General features: G+C 74.4%; 14 protein-coding genes. 6 read left to right on the plus strand and 8 right to left on the minus strand.

The window, feature by feature from the left end; all coding sequences use genetic code 11:
- Positions 1–46 precede the first annotated feature (46 nt).
- The 4 genes from ACIBBD_RS15470 to ACIBBD_RS15485 form a co-directional block, all read right to left on the minus strand.
- The gene (locus ACIBBD_RS15470; RefSeq protein ID WP_399419894.1) at positions 47–823 is read right to left on the minus strand and encodes a HupE/UreJ family protein; all 777 of its coding nucleotides are present in this window, start codon (positions 821–823) and stop codon (positions 47–49) included.
- Between the two features lie 220 nt (positions 824–1,043).
- Positions 1,044–1,844, minus strand: coding sequence for a sugar phosphate isomerase/epimerase family protein (locus ACIBBD_RS15475; RefSeq protein WP_399420122.1), 801 nt, complete (start codon positions 1,842–1,844; stop codon positions 1,044–1,046).
- A gap of 35 nt (positions 1,845–1,879) precedes the next feature.
- Positions 1,880–3,031 (minus strand): dihydrodipicolinate synthase family protein, encoded by a 1,152-nt coding sequence (locus tag ACIBBD_RS15480; RefSeq protein WP_399419895.1) that lies wholly within the window; start codon positions 3,029–3,031, stop codon positions 1,880–1,882.
- Positions 3,028–4,179, minus strand: coding sequence for a Gfo/Idh/MocA family protein (locus ACIBBD_RS15485; protein WP_399419896.1), 1,152 nt, complete (start codon positions 4,177–4,179; stop codon positions 3,028–3,030). Before ACIBBD_RS15485 ends, ACIBBD_RS15480 begins: the two co-directional genes overlap by 4 nt.
- Positions 4,180–4,467: 288 nt before the next feature.
- On the opposite strand from ACIBBD_RS15485, the gene ACIBBD_RS15490 reads away from it, so the two are divergent.
- From ACIBBD_RS15490 to ACIBBD_RS15500, 3 genes are all read left to right on the plus strand, one after another.
- The gene (locus ACIBBD_RS15490) at positions 4,468–5,514 is read left to right on the plus strand and encodes a LacI family DNA-binding transcriptional regulator (RefSeq protein WP_399419897.1); all 1,047 of its coding nucleotides are present in this window, start codon (positions 4,468–4,470) and stop codon (positions 5,512–5,514) included.
- A gap of 104 nt (positions 5,515–5,618) precedes the next feature.
- Positions 5,619–6,419 carry a sugar phosphate isomerase/epimerase family protein gene (locus ACIBBD_RS15495; protein WP_399419898.1) on the plus strand — a complete coding sequence of 267 codons (801 nt, stop codon included), beginning with the start codon at positions 5,619–5,621 and terminating at the stop codon, positions 6,417–6,419.
- Between the two features lie 471 nt (positions 6,420–6,890).
- On the plus strand, positions 6,891–8,204 hold the full coding sequence (locus tag ACIBBD_RS15500; RefSeq protein ID WP_399419899.1) for an MFS transporter: 1,314 nt from the start codon (positions 6,891–6,893) through the stop codon (positions 8,202–8,204).
- Here the strand turns inward: ACIBBD_RS15500 and ACIBBD_RS15505 are convergent.
- Positions 8,182–8,868 carry an RBBP9/YdeN family alpha/beta hydrolase gene (locus tag ACIBBD_RS15505; protein ID WP_399419900.1) on the minus strand — a complete coding sequence of 229 codons (687 nt, stop codon included), beginning with the start codon at positions 8,866–8,868 and terminating at the stop codon, positions 8,182–8,184. The two genes, ACIBBD_RS15500 and ACIBBD_RS15505, sit on opposite strands and share 23 nt — an antisense overlap.
- Positions 8,869–8,919: 51 nt before the next feature.
- Here ACIBBD_RS15505 and ACIBBD_RS15510 point away from each other — a divergent pair, with 51 nt between their 5' ends.
- A complete protein-coding gene (locus tag ACIBBD_RS15510) occupies positions 8,920–9,882 on the plus strand; it encodes a LysR family transcriptional regulator (RefSeq protein WP_399419901.1) in 963 nt (320 codons plus the stop codon).
- Positions 9,883–9,906: 24 nt separating this feature from the next.
- On the opposite strand, the gene ACIBBD_RS15515 is transcribed toward ACIBBD_RS15510, so the two are convergent.
- The 3 genes from ACIBBD_RS15515 to ACIBBD_RS15525 all read right to left on the minus strand — a co-directional run bounded on the left by ACIBBD_RS15515 (position 9,907) and on the right by ACIBBD_RS15525 (position 12,909).
- Positions 9,907–10,536, minus strand: coding sequence for a GNAT family N-acetyltransferase (locus tag ACIBBD_RS15515; RefSeq protein WP_399419902.1), 630 nt, complete (start codon positions 10,534–10,536; stop codon positions 9,907–9,909).
- Entirely contained in the window at positions 10,533–11,777 is a 1,245-nt protein-coding gene (gene aroA / locus ACIBBD_RS15520; RefSeq protein WP_399419903.1) for a 3-phosphoshikimate 1-carboxyvinyltransferase, read from the minus strand. The genes ACIBBD_RS15515 and aroA overlap by 4 nt, the downstream gene beginning before the upstream one ends.
- A gap of 208 nt (positions 11,778–11,985) precedes the next feature.
- On the minus strand, positions 11,986–12,909 hold the full coding sequence (locus ACIBBD_RS15525) for an EamA family transporter (protein WP_399419904.1): 924 nt from the start codon (positions 12,907–12,909) through the stop codon (positions 11,986–11,988).
- A 122-nt stretch (positions 12,910–13,031) separates the two neighbouring features.
- Here ACIBBD_RS15525 and ACIBBD_RS15530 point away from each other — a divergent pair, with 122 nt between their 5' ends.
- Both ACIBBD_RS15530 and ACIBBD_RS15535 read left to right on the plus strand, forming a co-directional pair.
- Positions 13,032–13,943, plus strand: a complete 912-nt coding sequence (locus tag ACIBBD_RS15530; RefSeq protein WP_399419905.1) for a LysR family transcriptional regulator — start codon at positions 13,032–13,034, stop codon at positions 13,941–13,943.
- 349 nt (positions 13,944–14,292) lie between these two features.
- The gene (locus ACIBBD_RS15535) at positions 14,293–16,089 is read left to right on the plus strand and encodes a glycoside hydrolase family 3 protein (protein WP_399419906.1); all 1,797 of its coding nucleotides are present in this window, start codon (positions 14,293–14,295) and stop codon (positions 16,087–16,089) included.
- Positions 16,090–16,154 lie beyond the last annotated feature (65 nt).

The raw sequence follows: 16,154 nt of genomic DNA on the forward strand, positions 1-16,154 counted from the left end.
CACGGCTGGGGCGGCTGCTCCGAGGCACGTCTGGTGGACGACCCCGTCAGCGAGGCCGTCGTCGCACGCGTCCTGGCGACGGCCGGGCCCACGGCCGGCACCTGCCGGCCGTGGCGGTCGGACCTCGCGGCCACCGGGCCCCGGAGGCGGGCGGCGGCGGCGCATGCCGCGAGCGTCCCGGCGACGAGCAGGGGGTGTGCGACCAGCCGTGTCTGGACGCCCTCGAACGGGTCGCCGGAGGTCGGACCGGCTCGCTCCAGCATCCAGGACACCGAGAAGACGAGGCCGATGACGCCCCCCCGACGCGGAACGCCGGATACAGGGCGGTGCGGGCCAGGACGAGCAGCGACGGCATCATCAGGGCGACGACGAGCAGCTGCGTCAGTCCGATGCCCAGGTTGAAGCCGAGCAGCGTGGTCACGAGCGACCCGCGGCCGAGGCCGAGGTCGCCGATGAGCGAGGCGAACGCCAGGCCGTGGACGAGGCCGAAACCGGCGGCGATGAGCACCTCGCCGCGTGCCACCAGCGGCCGTGTCGCATGGACCGCGGACACCGCGATCGAGAGGGCGATCAGGGTCTCGACCGGCTGTGACGGCACCCGCACCACTCCCGAGGCCGCCAGGGCCAGGGTGAGCGAACGGGCTCGGACACCTGTGAGCGAACCACCTCGGTGATGCCGCCGGAGGCTGCGGTGTGCTCTGCGTGAAAGAGGCCCGATGCCGGTGAGGACGAGGGCCGAGTGAAGGGGCTGTCCTCGAGGAAACCGGCCGATGCTCACGCCCTGAGGTCGCGGCCGTCCTGGTGACGGTCGTCCGCGGTGCACGGCCGTCCGGCGGCACCCGCCGACCGCCGAGGCTTCGGTGCGGTACGGCAGCGCAGGTCGTCGGACACCCGACTCGCCGCGTTCCTACCGTCGCTGCACGCGGCGCTGGAGGGATGCGTGGGCATCGTTGCGGCGGACAGGGAGCGGTGAGGCAGCGGGTCCGCCGGGCGCGGAAGTGCCCGGCGCCCGGCGGACCGCACGAGTGGCCCGGAGCCGTCGCTCACAGGTTCAGGTTCTCCACGAACCTCCGGGCGGTCTCCGCGAGCACCTCCCGTCCGTCGCGGGCCCACAACGCGTCGTTGAACAGTTCCACTTCGATGGCGCCGGTGTAACCGGCCGCCTCCACGTAGCCCTGCCACTCCCGCATGTCGATCGAGCCGTCGCCGATCTGGCCGCGGCCGTTGAGGACGCCCGCCGGCAGGGGGGTGGTCCAGTCGGCGAGCTGGAAGGTGTGGATACGGCCGCCCGCGCCCGCCCGGGCGATCTGCTCGGGCGCCGCGTCGTCCCACCAGATGTGGTACGTGTCCACGGTCACGCCGACCTGGTGGGCGGGGAAGCGTTGCGCGAGGTCCAGGGCCTGGGCGAGGGTGGAGACCACACAGCGGTCGGAGGCGTACATGGGGTGGAGGGGCTCGATGGCCAGCTTCACCCCGTGCTCCTCCGCGTACGGACCGAGCTCGGCCAGCGCGTCGGCGATGCGCTCGCGGGCGGCGCGCAGGTCCTTGGAGCCGGCGGGCAGACCGCCCGAGACCAGGACGAGGGTGTCCGTGCCGAGGGTGGCCGCCTCGTCGACGGCCCGGCGGTTGTCGTCCAGCGCCCTGGCCCGCTCCTGCGGGTCGATCGCCGTGAGGAAGCCGCCGCGGCACAGCGTCGTCACCGTCAGGCCCGCGTCGCGCACCAGCTTCGCGGTCTTCTCCAGGCCGTACGTCTGCACCGGCTCGCGCCACAGGCCCACGTTGCCGACGCCCAGGTCGCGGCAGGCGTCGACGAGTTCGGGCATCGACAGCTGCTTCACCGTCATCTGGTTGACGGAGAAGCGCGCCAACTCGGAATCGCTCACTGGGTCACTCCGTACAGGGCGAGCAGGGTCTTCATCCGCTCCTCGGCCAGCTTCGGGTCGGGGAACAGGCCCAGGCCGTCGGCGAGTTCGTAGGCGCGGGCGAAGTGCGGCAGGGAGCGCGCCGACTGCAGGCCGCCGACCATCGTGAAGTGCGCCTGGTGGCCCGCCAGCCAGGCGAGGAGGACCACACCCGTCTTGTAGAAGCGGGTGGGCGCCTGGAAGAGGTGGCGGGACAGCTCGACGGTCGGGTCCAGCAGCTCGCGGAAGCCTGCCGTGTCGCCGGTGTCCAGGACGCGGACGGCCTCGGCGGCCAGGGGCCCCAGCGGGTCGAAGATGCCGAGCAGGGCGTGGCTGAAGCCCTGTTCGTCGCCCGCGATCAGCTCGGGGTAGTGGAAGTCGTCACCCGTGTAGCAGCGGACCCCGTCGGGCAGGCGGCGGCGCAGGTCGATCTCGCGCTGGGCGTCCAGGAGGGAGACCTTGATGCCGTCGACCTTGTCCGGGTGCGCGGCGATGACCTCGAGGAAGGTGTCCGTGGCCGCGTCCAGGTCGGAGGAGCCCCAGTAGCCCTCCAGCGCCGGGTCGAACATCGGGCCCAGCCAGTGCAGGACCACCGGGTCGGAGGCCTGGCGCAGGAGGTGGCCGTAGACCTCCAGGTAGTCCTCGGGGCCGGTCGCGGCGGCGGCCAGCGCGCGGGAGGCCATCAGGATGGCCTGGGCGCCGGAGGCCTCGACGAGGGCGAGCTGCTCCTCGTAGGCCGCCCGCACCTCGGCCAGGGTGCCGGAGGTGATCTGGTCGGTGCCGACGCCGCAGGCGATCCGGCCGCCGACCGCCTTCGCCTCGGCGGCGCTGCGGCGGATCAGCTCCGCCGCGCCCGCCCAGTCCAGGCCCATGCCGCGCTGGGCGGTGTCCATGGCCTCGGCGACGCCGAGCCCGTGGGACCACAGGTGGCGGCGGAAGGCGAGGGTGGCGTCCCAGTCGACGGCGGCGGCCGAGTCGGGGGTGACGTCGGCGTACGGGTCGGCGACGACGTGCGCCGCGGAGAAGACCGTACGGGAGGTGAAGGGGGCGCCCGGGGTGAGGGCGAGGGGCTCCGTGCGGGGCTCGTACGTCCGCAGGGCGCCCGTGGGGTCCGGGAGTCGGATGGTCACAGCGCGATCTCCGGAACGTCGAGGCGGCGGCCCTCCGCCGAGGACTTCAGGCCCAGCTCGGCGAGCTGGACGCCGCGGGCGCCGGCCAGCAGGTCCCAGTGGTAGGGGGCGTCGGCGTAGACGTGCCGGAGGAACAGCTCCCACTGGGCCTTGAAGCCGTTGTCGAAGTCCTGGTTGTCGGGGACCTCCTGCCACTGGTCACGGAAGACCTCGGTGGCGGGGATGTCCGGGTTCCAGACCGGCTTGGGGGTGGCGGAGCGGTGCTGGACACGGCAGTTGCGCAGCCCGGCGACGGCGGAGCCCTCCGTGCCGTCGACCTGGAACTCCACGAGCTCGTCGCGGTTGACGCGGACCGCCCACGAGGAGTTGATCTGGGCGATGGCGCCGCCCTCGAGCTCGAAGATGCCGTAGGCCGCGTCGTCGGCGGTGGCGTCGTAGGGCTTGCCGTTCTCGTCCCAGCGCTGCGGGATGTGGGTGGTGGCGATGGCCTGGACGGACTTCACGCGGCCGAACAGCTCGTGCAGCACGTACTCCCAGTGCGGGAACATGTCGACGACGATGCCGCCGCCGTCCTCGGCGCGGTAGTTCCAGGACGGGCGCTGGGCGGCCTGCCAGTCGCCCTCGAAGACCCAGTAGCCGAACTCGCCGCGGACGGAGAGGATCCGGCCGAAGAAGCCGCCGTCGATGAGGCGCTTCAGCTTGAGCAGGCCGGGGAGGAAGAGCTTGTCCTGGACGACGCCGTGCTTGACGCCGGCCTCGTTCGCCAGGCGGGCGAGTTCCAGGGCGCCCTCGAGGCCGGTGGCGGTCGGCTTCTCGGTGTAGATGTGCTTGCCGGCGGCGACGGCCTTCTTGATGGCCTCCTCGCGGGCGGAGGTGACCTGGGCGTCGAAGTAGATCTCCACGGTCTCGTCGGCGAGGACCGCGTCCACGTCCGTCGAGACGTGCTCCAGGCCGTGCCGCTCGGCGAGCGCCTTCAGCGCGTGCTCGCGGCGGCCGAGCAGGATCGGTTCCGGCCACAGCACGGTGCCGTCGCCGAGGTCGAGGCCGCCCTGTTCGCGGATGGCCAGGATGGAGCGGACCAGGTGCTGGCGGTAGCCCATGCGCCCGGTGACGCCGTTCATGGCGATACGCACCGTCTTGCGTGTCACGTCAGTCCCTTCGTAGGCGTCGTACGCAGCGTCGTACGCGGGTGTGCGCGCCGCGTACGCCTCGTCCTGATCAGCGTCACAGCAAGCGCTTTCTATCTACGGAGAAGCTAGCCTCTGACCAGCGGTATGGACAAGACCGTGTCCATCCCGAGTTGTTCGAGGGGGCGAACATCCGGGGCTCCGGGCCGTAAGGTCTGCTCGGCACGCCGGGGAACCACGCCCCGGGCACGGCTGTCTACCTGGGCGTACGACGACGTACGACGAGATGCGCGACCGGAGGACGACGAGATGACGGTGACCCTGGCGGACGTGGCGGCCCGCGCGCAGGTCTCCCCCGCGACGGTGTCGCGCGTACTGAACGGGAACTACCCCGTGGCCGCGTCCACCCGGGAGCGGGTGCTGCGCGCGGTGGACGAGCTGGACTACGTGCTGAACGGCCCCGCGAGCGCGCTGGCGGCGGCCACCTCGGACCTGGTCGGCATCCTGGTCAACGACATCGCCGACCCCTTCTTCGGGATCATGGCCAGTGCGATCCAGTCGGAGATCGGGGGGCCGGGGGGCAGAGCCGGCGGCGAGCGGCTGGCGGTGGTGTGCAACACCGGGGGCTCGCCGGAGCGCGAGCTGACGTACCTGACCCTGCTGCAGCGGCAGCGGGCCGCGGCCGTGGTGCTGACCGGCGGGGCCGTGGAGGACGAGCCGCACGCGGCGGCGGTCGCCTCGAAGCTGCGCAAGCTCGGCGAGGCCGGGACGCGGGTGGTCCTGTGCGGACGCCCGCCCGCGCAGGACACCGGGGCGATCGCGCTGACCTTCGACAACCGGGGCGGGGGCCGCGAACTCACCGAGCACCTCATCGGACTCGGACACCGGCGGCTCGGTTACATCGCGGGCCCGGAGGAGCGCACCACCACCCGGCACCGGCTGGAGGGGCACCGGGCGGCGCTCGTGGCCGCCGGCATCGAGGAGGACCCGCGCTGGACGGTCCACGGACGCTACGACCGGCGGGCCGGCTACGAGGCGACGCTGGAACTGCTGCGCCGGGACCCGACCCTGACGGCGGTCGTCGCGGCCAACGACTCCGTCGCCCTGGGCGCCTGCGCGGCCCTGCGGGATTCCGGCCTGCGCATCCCGGAGGACGTGTCGGTGGCGGGCTTCGACGACCTGCCTTTCAGCATCGACGCGGTCCCCGCCCTCACGACGGTGAGGCTGCCGCTGGCCGAGGCGGGGGCGCGGGCGGGACGCATCGCGATGGGCCGGGAGGAGCCGCCGCCCGGTGGGATCGCCACGGTCCGGGGCGAGTTGATGGTGCGGGGGTCCTCGGGGGTGCCGCGGGAGTGACGGGAAGTGGCCGGGGGTGACGGGGGCGGCGGCTCGACTGGGTGGTGCGGGGTGACGGGAGCGGCGGCTGGACGGGGTGGTGCGCAGGGGTCACAGTGAGGAGCATGAAGCTCGCCTTCTCCACCCTCGGTGTTCCCGGTCTGCCGCTCTCCGACGTGCTGCGGCTCGCGTCCGCGCACGGTTACCACGGGGTGGAACTGCGCGTCCATGCCGAGGAACCGGTCCACCTCGGTCTGGGACCGCGGGAGCGGACCGACGCGGCCGCCGTGTTCGAAGAGGCGGGCGCGCAGATCCTGGGGCTCGCCGGATACACGCGCGTGGCCGCGCCCGGTGCGGACGAGCCCGTGATCGAGGAGATGCGCGCACTCGTCGGTCTGGCCCGCGACCTCGGCGCACCGTTCGTCCGCGTCTTCCCCGGCGGTTCCGACGCGCAGTCCCCCGCCGAGGCGGACGCCGTCGCCGCCCGGCGGCTCGGGGCCGCCGCCGAGTACGCCGCCGACCTCGGCGTCCGCGTCCTGCTGGAGACCCACGACTCGCACCGCACGGGTGCCGCCGCGATGCGCGTCCTCGGCCTGGTCGGACACCGGCAGGTGGGCGCGCTGTGGGACGTGATGCACACCTGGCTGGGCGGTGAGCAGCCGCAGGAGACGTACGCGGCGCTCTCGCCGTATCTCGGGTACGTGCAGGTCAAGGACATCACGTCGGCCGAGGACACCACCCCGCTGGCGCTGGGCGCGGGCGTGCTGCCGCTCGCCGAGTGCGTGGAGGTCCTCTCGCGGCACGGATGGGACGGCTGGCTGTGCTGGGAGTACGAGAAGCGGTGGTACGAGACCGCCGAACCGCTGGAGGGTCTGCTGGACGCGGGGCGCGGGCACCTCGCCCGGCTGCTCAACGACTCCGCGTGAGTCGGTCACCGAGGCGCGGGGCCGACGGTGCGCGGCGGGGCGGGTGATCGACTGGTGGGGGCGGGAGGCGGTCCGTGGGCGACTGGCGGGAGCGGGAGGCTGTGCCGGGGCGCTCGGGGCGCGGGCGGTGGGCACCTTCCGCTGGCCGGCGGCGGTCCGTGGGCAACTGGCGGGGGCGGAAGGCAGCCCGGGAGCACCGGCCGGACCGGGAGACGCCCCGGGAGCACCGGCCCGGCCGGGAGACGGCCCGGAACCACCGGCGGAGCCGGAAGACGGCCCGTAGGCGACCGGCGGAGCCCGGAGAGAGCCCGCCCCCACCGGCCGAGCCCGGAAACACCCCGCAACCACCGGCGGACAGCCCGAGGGCGGCCCGTAATCGGCTGGCGGGGCCGCGGCGGCGCGGGTTAGCCTCCGCGGCGTGCCTCAGCAGCCCGCAACGCCCGTCGCGCCCGTCGCCGCGACCGCGGCGTCATGAGTCTCCGACGGACCCTCCTCGACGTTCGCCCCCTGCGCACCTCCCCCGTCTTCCGGCGGCTGCTGATCGGGCGCACGGTGTCCACCCTCGGCAGCTTCATGACCATGGTCACCGTCATGTACCAGGTGTGGGACACGACCCACAGCGCGGTCTGGAGCGGGGCGGTCGGACTCGCGCAGGCGCTGCCGATGATCGGCTTCGGGCTGTTCGCGGGGGCCTGGGTGGACCGGGTGGACCGGCGTCGCGTCTATCTCCTCGCCACCGTCGGGCAGGCGGTCTGCTCGCTGCTGCTGGCGGTGCAGGGCTTCACCGGGCACGTGCCGGTGGCCGTGGTGCTGGGGCTGGTCGCGGCGCAGTCGTCGTTCGGGGCGCTCGGCGCTCCCGCGGCAGGGGTGTTCGTGCCGCGGCTGCTGCCCAGGGACCAGGTGGCCGCGGGCCTCGCCCTGAACCAGGTCACCGGCCAGGCGATGATGCTGCTCGGCCCGGCCGTCGCCGGTGTGGTGCTCGGCTGGTGGGGCATCGGCGTCTGCTACCTGCTGGACGCCGCCAGCTTCGGCCTGTCCTTCTACGGCGCCTTCGGGCTGCCCGCGCTGCCGCCCGAGGGCGAGAAGTCCCGGCCCGGCCTGCACGGCGTCCTGGACGGGCTGCGCTTCCTGACCGGGCACCGGGTGGTGCGCGGCGCGCTGCTCACGGACCTGGCCGCGACCGTGCTGGCGATGCCGACGAGCCTCTTCCCGCTGGTCAACGCCGAACGCTTCGGCGGTGACCCGCGCACGCTCGGCCTCTTCCTGTCGGCGCTCGCGGTGGGCGGGGTGGCCGCGTCCGCGTTCTCCGGGCCGGTGACCCGGTCGGCCCGGCCGGGGCCGGTCATGCTGTGCGCCTCCGGCACCTGGGGCGCGGCGCTCGCCCTGTTCGGCGTGATGACGAACGCGTGGGCGGGCCTCGGGATGCTGGTGCTGGCCGGCGCGGCGGACGCGGTGGCCGTGCTGTCCCGGACGACGATCGTCCAGACCCGCACCCCGGACGCGCTGCTGGGCCGGGTCACCGCGGCCGAGACGATCGTCGGCCAGGCGGGCCCGCACCTCGGCAACCTGCGCGCCGGTGTGGTGGCCGGCTGGTCCTCCGGCGCGATGGCCCTGATCACCGGCGGCCTGCTGTGTCTGCTGGCGGTGACGGGGGTGACCGCCACGACACCGGAACTGCGGGGCCGGGCGGCGGCGGAACCGGAGGCCGAACCGGGCCGGGAGCCGGACGGGGGTTCGGCGCCGGACCCCGGGGGACCACCGGCTACCGCTCCGGCCGGACCGTGAACGCCGCGTCCGCGTCCAGGCACCACTCCAGCACGGACGGCCAGGAGCCGTAACCGGCGTCCAGGTCGAGGTGGGCGGCGCCGGGGAGCAGCTCAGCGGTCAGGCCCAGCGGGTCGCCGTAGACGGACTGGACGCCCTCCGGGCAGTACGGGTCGTCGTCGCCGGCGACGAGGCGGGTCGGGGTGGGGAGCGTGAGGGCGTCGAGCGCGGGAAGGGCGAACCCGGCGACCTCGGGGTGACGGGCGAGGACGGAGCCGGAGGGCGGCGCCACCAGCAGGACGCGGTCGACGGCGTCGACGCCGGGCACACCCCGCGCGACGGCGTGCAGCCAGAGCGGGACGGAGAGGCTGTGGGCGACGACGATCCGCTCACCGCCCCGGCCGCCGGCCCCTCCGAGGTGTTCGCGGGGTTCGCGGGGTTCGGAGTGCCGGGGGCTATCCGTGGTGCCGGGGTCCTCAGCGGTGCCGGGGCCCCGGAGGCCGTCGAGGTGACGGGCCAGCTCGCGCAGCCACACCTCCAGCGACGGGTCGTCGGCGTCGGGCAGCGGGGGGTAGGTGACGGCGTGTCCCCGCTCGGTCAGCCGGTCGGCGAGCCAGTGCTGCCAGTGGCCCTCGGGGCGGTGGTTCTGCCAGCCGTGGAGGACGAGGTAGGAGTGTGTGGCCATGGGCCCGATCATTTCCGGGACTCGCGAAGAAGGTCCAGTTAATCTTCCCGCGTGGAACCGTTAAGCCCAGCCTTCACCATCGATCTGCGTCGCCTCGCCGTCCTGCGCGAGCTCCAGCGCCGGGGCAGTGTGGCGAGAACCGCGGCCGCCCTGCACCTGACCCCGTCGGCGGTCTCCCAGCAGCTCGCCGCCCTCGCCCGCGACCTGGGCGTCCCCCTCACGGAACGCGACGGCCGGGGCGTGCGCCTCACCGGTCAGGCGAAGGTCGTCCTGGCCCACGCCGACATCATCGCGGCCCAGCTGGAGCGGGCGCGCGCCGATCTGGCGGCGTACGGGGAGGGCGGCCGGGGCGCGGTGACCGTCGGCTGCTTCTCCAGCGGCATCCTCGGCCTGCTGCCGACGGCGCTGCGGGCGCTGCGGGCACGCCTGCCCGACCTGCGCGTGGACGTCGTGGAGGCGGAACCGCCGGATCTGTTCACCGCGCTCGACGGCGGGCAGGTCGACGTGGCGGTGGCCGTCGACTTCGCGGCGGCGCCCCCGTCCACCGACCGCCGCTACACCCGGCAGGACCTGCTCACCGACGTCCTGGACGTCGCCCTCCCGCCCGGCCATCCGCTCACCGACCGCACCGAGGTGCCGCTGCGCGAGCTGGCCCGGGATCCCTGGATCGTCGGCGACGCGTTCAGCTGCTGCGGGGCGGTGACCCGTGCGGTCTGCGCGGCGGCCGGCTTCACCCCGGAGATCCGCGACGCCGTCGACGACTGGGCCGCGCTGGCCGGCCTGGTCGAGGCGGGCCAGGGGGTCGCCCTGGTCCCCCGCATGGTCCGCTCGCTGTACGTCCACCGCGACCTGGTGCTGCTCCCGGCCGCGGGCGAGCCGCCCTCGCGGAACGTCTTCGTCGCCGTACGGGCGGGCTCGGAGGGCGATCCGGTGATGGCGGCCGTACGGGAGGAACTGGCGGTGGCGGCGGACGAGCTGACCGCGGCCGGGGCGAGCGCCGCCAGGACGACCTGACCTGCCGACCGGGGTGGCCGTCGGTCAGGCCCGCGCCCGCAACCGTGCCACCCGCTCCTCCAGTCGCGCCCGCCGCTCGGGCCACTCCTCCGCCGTGATCGAGAAGATCGCGGAGTCACGGAGGCGGCCGTCCTCGCCGGGCGCCCAGGAGCGGGACCAGTTGCGCAGGACGCCCTCGAAGCGGGCGCCCACGCTCTCGATGGCCGCGCGGGAGCGGCTGTTGCGGGCGTCCGTCTTCAGGTCCACCCGGGACACCTGCCACTCCTCGAAGGCGTGCCGGAAGAGCAGGAGCTTGGCCTCGGCGTTCACGCCCGTGCCCTGGGCGGAGCCCGCGAGCCAGGTGAAGCCGACCTCGACGGCGTCCAGCCGGTCGTCGCCGCGCCAGGAGCGCGGCTCCCAGTACGACGTGGCGCCGACCGCCCGGCCCGAGGCGAGCGACATCTGCGCGTAGGGCGCGAGCCGGCCGGTGGCCGCGCGGGCGAGCTGGGCGTCGACGTAGTCGCCGATCTCGTGGGCCCTCGGCACCCAGGTGTACGCGTACGTTCCCCGGTTCTCCTCCGCCGCCACCGCCAGGTCGGCCGCGTGCCGGTGCTCCAACGGCTCCAGTCGGACCAGCGTGCCCTCGAGAACCGGCCCCTCCAGCTCGAAACTCACCCGGTGATGTCCTTCCGCAGCCGCGCGAACGCCTCGTGGAAACCGGGGAAAGTCTTGCGGACGCACCCCGGATCGTCGAACGAGATTCCGGGCGCGCGCAGCCCGGTCACCGCGAAGGACATCACGACGCGGTGGTCACCGTAGGTCTTGATCTGCGTGCCGCCGCGTGCGACCGGTCCGGGCCGGATCTCGATCCAGTCGGGGCCCGTGGTCACCTCCACGCCCAGCCGCCGGAGGTTCTCCGCGCAGGCGTCCAGCCGGTCGCACTCCTTCACCCGGGTGTTCGCCACGTCCTCGATGCGCACCGGGCCGGAGGCGAAGGGCGCGATCGCGGCGAGGGTCGGCATGGTGTCGGAGATGTCCCGCATGGCGACGGTGAGGCCATTCAGCTCGCCGGTGCCCTTCACCGTCGTACGGTCGGCCTCGACGGTGACCCGCGCGCCCATCCGCCGCAGGACGTCCACGAAGCCCAGGTCGCCCTGGAGGGCCCCCTTGCCGAGGCCGGGCACGGTGACCTCGCCGCCCGGCGTCACGGCGGCCGCCGCGAAGAAGTAGCTCGCCGTCGAGGCGTCCGGCTCGATCGCGTACGTCGTCGCGCGGTAACCGCCCGGCGGGACGACGAACACGTCCCCCTCCCTGACGACCTCCACCCCGAACGCCCGCATCATCGCGATCGTGATCCCGACGTACGGCGCCGAGACCAGGTCGGTGACCGTGATGCGCAGGCCGGTGCGGGTCAGCGGGCCGAGCAGGAGCAGGGCGGTCAGGTACTGGGAGGACTGGCCGGCGTCCAGGACCACGTCCCCACCCTCGACGCCGGCCGCCGTGACGGTCAGCGGGTGGTGCCCCTCCGCCTGCTCGTGGCGCAGGTCGACGCCCAGGTCGCGCAGGGCGCGGGTCAGGGGCAGCAGGGGCCTGCGGCGCATCTGGGGGGAGGCGTCGAAGCGGTAGGTGCCGTGGCCGGCGGCGGCCAGGGTGGGCAGGAAGCGGGCGGTGGTGGCGCCGTCGCGGCAGTACACGTCGGCCTCCGTGACCGCCGGGCCCTCGGGACGCCCGTCGACCTGCCACGCGTCCGGGGTCCGTCCGACGCGGTAGCCGAGCCGGGTCAGGCCCTCGGCGAAGCCCTCCGTGTCGTCGGAGCGCAGGGGCCGCTGCAGGGTGGTGACACCGTCGGCGGCCGCCGCGAGGAAGAGGGCGCGGGCGGTGATGGACTTGGAACCGGGGATGTCGACGAGGGCCATGGCCCTGATGATCCCGCGGCCGCCTTCCAGGGCGCGGACCCGTCCACGGGGTGGACGACCCGTCTCACGGGAGCGGAGTCGTCCCAGCTCGGCACCTCCCCACCGCCCCGCTCCCCCTCACCGACCCACTCAACCCGCCCCGCTCACCCCGCACCCCTCGTCCGCATTCCGCACCCCCGCACGCCCGCACCCCGCTGCGAAGGCAGCCTCAGCGCTTCCCCACCGCCTCGGCGACCGGCCGCCCCCGTACCGCCCCGTCCCCAGGACGCACGTCCCGCCGTGCCGGGGCCGGCGAGGTCAGTGCCACCCCGCCCACCAGCAGCGCGGCCGCGCACCAGCGCAGGGCGCTCACCGGCTCGTCCAGGAACACGGCGGCCGAGGACATGCCGAAGACGGGGACGAGGAGGGAGAAGGGGGCCACCGAGGACGCCGGGTGACGGCGCAGCAGCCAGCCCCAGGCGCCGAAGCCGAAGACGGTCGTGATCCAGGCGACGTAGACGATGGTGCCGGCGCCCTGCCAGTCCAGCGCGCGCAGAGCGGCCAGGTCCCGCGACGGGCCCTCCGTCAGGAGGGACAGGGCCAGGAGCGGCAGGACCGGAACCGTGCTGACCCAGACCATGAAGTTCAGGGCGTCCGGCGGGGACGCCTTGCGGGTGAGGACGTTCGACGCGCCCCAGCAGGCCGCCGCCGCGACGAGCAGCGCGAAGGCGCCGAGCGGGCCCGAGGCGCCCTCGTCCACGGCGGCCACGCCGATGCCGGCGAGAGCGACGGCCATGCCGCACAGGCGCAGGCGCGTGGGGCGTTCCCGCAGGACGACGGCGGCGATGCCCGCGGTGAACACCGCCTGGATCTGCAGGACCAGGGAGGACAGCCCGGCCGGCATGCCGGCGTCCATCCCGACGAACAGCAGCCCGAACTTGGCCACCCCGAGGACCAGCCCGACCGCCACGATCCACTTCCAGGCCACCTTCGGACGGCCCACGAGGAACACCGCGGGCAGGGCCGCCGCCAGGAAGCGCAGCGCCGAGAAGAGCAGCGGGGGGAAGTGGCCGAGGCCGATCTCGATGACGGTGAAGTTCACGCCCCAGACGGCGGCGACGAGGACGGCGAGGGCGAGGTGAGCGGGTCGCATGCGTCGAGGATCGCCGCACGCGACCATGAAGCACCAGCGAGGATTGCTGCATGGTTGGATGAAGAAGCGCTAATCAATGACGGTGGGTCGTTCACCGGGTCGTTCCTCGGTCGGAGGGTCAGATGCTCGATCTCCAGCGGCTGCGTGCCCTGCACGCCGTGGCCGTCCACGGCACCGTCGGCGGTGCCGCCGCCGCGCTCGGCTACACCCCGTCGGCCGTCTCGCAGCAGATCGCCAAGCTGGAGCGGGAGACCCGGACCGTGCTGCTGGAGCGGGAGGGCCGGGGCGTCCGGCTGACCGACGAGGCGCTGCAGCTCGCCGCCCGCGCCCGGGAGTTGCTGGCGATCGTCGAGCGGGCCGAGACCGAGCTGGAGGAGCGGCGGGGCGTCCCGGCCGGGCGGCTGAGCGTGGCCGCGTTCGCCTCGGCGGCCCGCGGACTGCTGCCCTCCGTCCTCGCCGAGCTGGCCCGCCGGCACCCCGCTCTGGACGCCCGGCTCACCGAGGTCGACCCGCACCTCTCCGTCGACCTGGTCGCCAAGGGCGCCATCGACCTCGCCGTCGTCCACGACTGGGACATCGCACCGCTGCCCGCCCCGGCCGGTGTCGAGCAGGCGGTGATCGGCGACGACCTGTGCGACCTGCTGGTGCCCGAGGACCACCCCTTCGCCGGGCGGACGGCCGTACGGCGGGAGGAGCTGGGCGGCGAACGGTGGGTCTGCCAGCCGCCGGGACGCGTCTGCCACGACTGGCTCGTCCGCACCCTGCGCGCGGCCGGGCACGAGCCGGACCTCGTCCACCAGGCCGAGGAGAACCCGACCATCGTCGCCCTGGTCGCCGCCGGTCTCGGCGTCGGCCTCGTCCCGAGGCTCGGCCGGGGTCCGATGCCGCCGGGGGCCGTCGAGGTGCCGCTCGACCCGATGCCCGTACGACGGCTGTACGCCCTGTGGCGCACCGGGGCGGCCCGGCGGCCGGCGATCGCGGAGACGGTCGGCGTCCTCCAGGAGCAGTGGCCGAAGGTGTCGGCGCACCACTGACGGCGCGGGGGCGCCACCGCGCTTCCCGCGTGGGCCGACCGGCACGGGCCCGCCGACGGCCACCGCGAGGCCTCCTCGCGTCACCCCGGTCTCCCCGGGCACCACCTCGCGGAAATGCCCGGTGCCGGGGAACCCGCCCCGGCCCCCGCCCGTCCAACCCCCGAGCTGTCGGAATGAGTCACCTCGGTGCGGTGTCGGCCCTCGCTGCTGGCTGCGATCGCTGACCTCCCTCTCCGCCGTACCGCGGCCGTCAGCGTGCCGCCATCGGCGCGCCCCCTCCCGAGCGCCGGTGGCGGCCCCCTCCGGGAGGTACCGTGCGCATCCCCGGAACCCTCCGGAAGGAGCGCACATGCCCTCCCGACGTACCGTCCTCGCCGCCACCGCCGGCCTCACCACGGCCCTCGCCCTCGGTGGAACCGCCCACGCGGACGACCGCCGGCTGCGCGCCCTGATCTCCGGCATGACCCTGGAGGAGAAGGTCGGCCAGCTCTTCGTCACCCGCGTGTACGGCCACTCGGCCACCGCGCCCGACCAGGCCGACGTGGACGCCAACCTCAAGGAGCTGGGCGTCCGGACGGCCGCCGAGCTGATCGCCCGTTACCGGGTGGGCGGCGTCATCTACTTCACCTGGGCGCACAACACCCAGGACCCCCAGCAGATCGCCGACCTCTCCGACGGCATCCAGCGGGCCGCGCTCGAGCAGCCGCGCGGGCTGCCGGTGCTGATCTCCACCGACCAGGAACACGGGATCGTGTGCCGGGTCGGCAGACCGGCCACCCTCTTCCCGGGCGCGATGGCCGTCGGAGCCGGCGGTTCCCTCTCCGACGCCCGCGCGCTCGGGCGCCTCGCCGGACGGGAGCTGCGGGCGATGGGCATCCGGCAGAACCACTCCCCCGTCGCCGACGTGAACGTGAACCCCGCCAACCCGGTCATCGGCGTCCGCTCCTTCGGCGCCGACCCGGAGGCGGTGGCCGCCCTGACGGCGGCGGAGATCCGCGGCTACCGGTCGGCCGGGGTCGCGGCGACCGCCAAGCACTTCCCCGGACACGGCGACACCACCGTCGACAGCCACTACGGCTTCCCCGTCATCACCCACTCCCGTGAGGTGTGGGAGGAGCTGGACGCGGCGCCGTTCCGGGCGGCGATCGCGGCCGGCGCCGACTCGGTCATGACCGCGCACCTCCTGGTCCCGGCCCTCGACGACTCCGGCGACCCCGCCACCCTCTCCGGCCCCGTCGTCACCGGTCTCCTGCGCGGCCACCTCGGCTACGACGGGGTCGTGATCACCGACGCCCTCGACATGGCGGGCGTCCGGACGAAGTACGGCGACGACCGTGTCCCCGTGCTCGCGCTGAAGGCTGGCGTCGACCAGCTGCTCAACCCGCCGAAGCTGGACGTCGCCTGGAACGCCGTCCTCCAGGCCGTCCGGGGCGGCGAGCTGACCGAGCAGCGCCTGGAGGAGTCGGTCCTGCGGATCCTGCGTCTCAAGGCCCGGCTCGGCCTGCTCACCGACCCCTACACCGACCGGGACGGCGTCGGGCGGACGGTCGGCGTCCGCGCCCACCTCTCCGCGGCCGACCGGATCGCCGAGCGGACGACGACCCTGCTGGTCAACGAGGGCCCGCTGCTGCCCCTCTCCCCCCGCGCGCACCCGAGGATCCTGGTCGTCGGCGCCGACCCGGCCTCCCCCTCGGGCACCACCGGCCCGCCCACGAGCGTCCTCGCCACCGCCCTCACCGAGCTGGGCTTCACGGCGACGGCCCTGTCCACGGGCACGGACCCGTCCGCCGGGACGGTCGGGCGGGCGGTGACGGCCGCGGCCGAGGCCGACGCGGTGGTGGCGGGAACGTACAACGTCACCGCCACGAGTCCGCAGAGGACGCTGGTGGAGCGACTGCGGGCGACGGGACGGCCGGTGGTGGCCGTGGCGCTCCGCAACCCGTACGACGTGGCTCATCTGCCGCCGGTGCACGCCTGCTTGGCCACCTACTCCTGGACCGACGTCGAACTGCGGGCCGCCGCACGGGTGATCGCGGGAGTCGTGCAGCCGCGGGGGGTGCTCCCCGTGCCGGTGCAGCGGGCGGACGACCCGACGCGGGTGCTGTATCCGATCGGCCACGGCCTGACGTACCGGCCGTACGCCTGACGCCGGGCCCCTTTCCCCTCCGGAGGATTCGGCCCCCTGCGCAGCCGGAACGGCTCGGCGCGTCC

It is taken from the genome of Streptomyces sp. NPDC051315 (assembly GCF_044455165.1).
Lineage (GTDB): Bacteria > Actinomycetota > Actinomycetes > Streptomycetales > Streptomycetaceae > Streptomyces.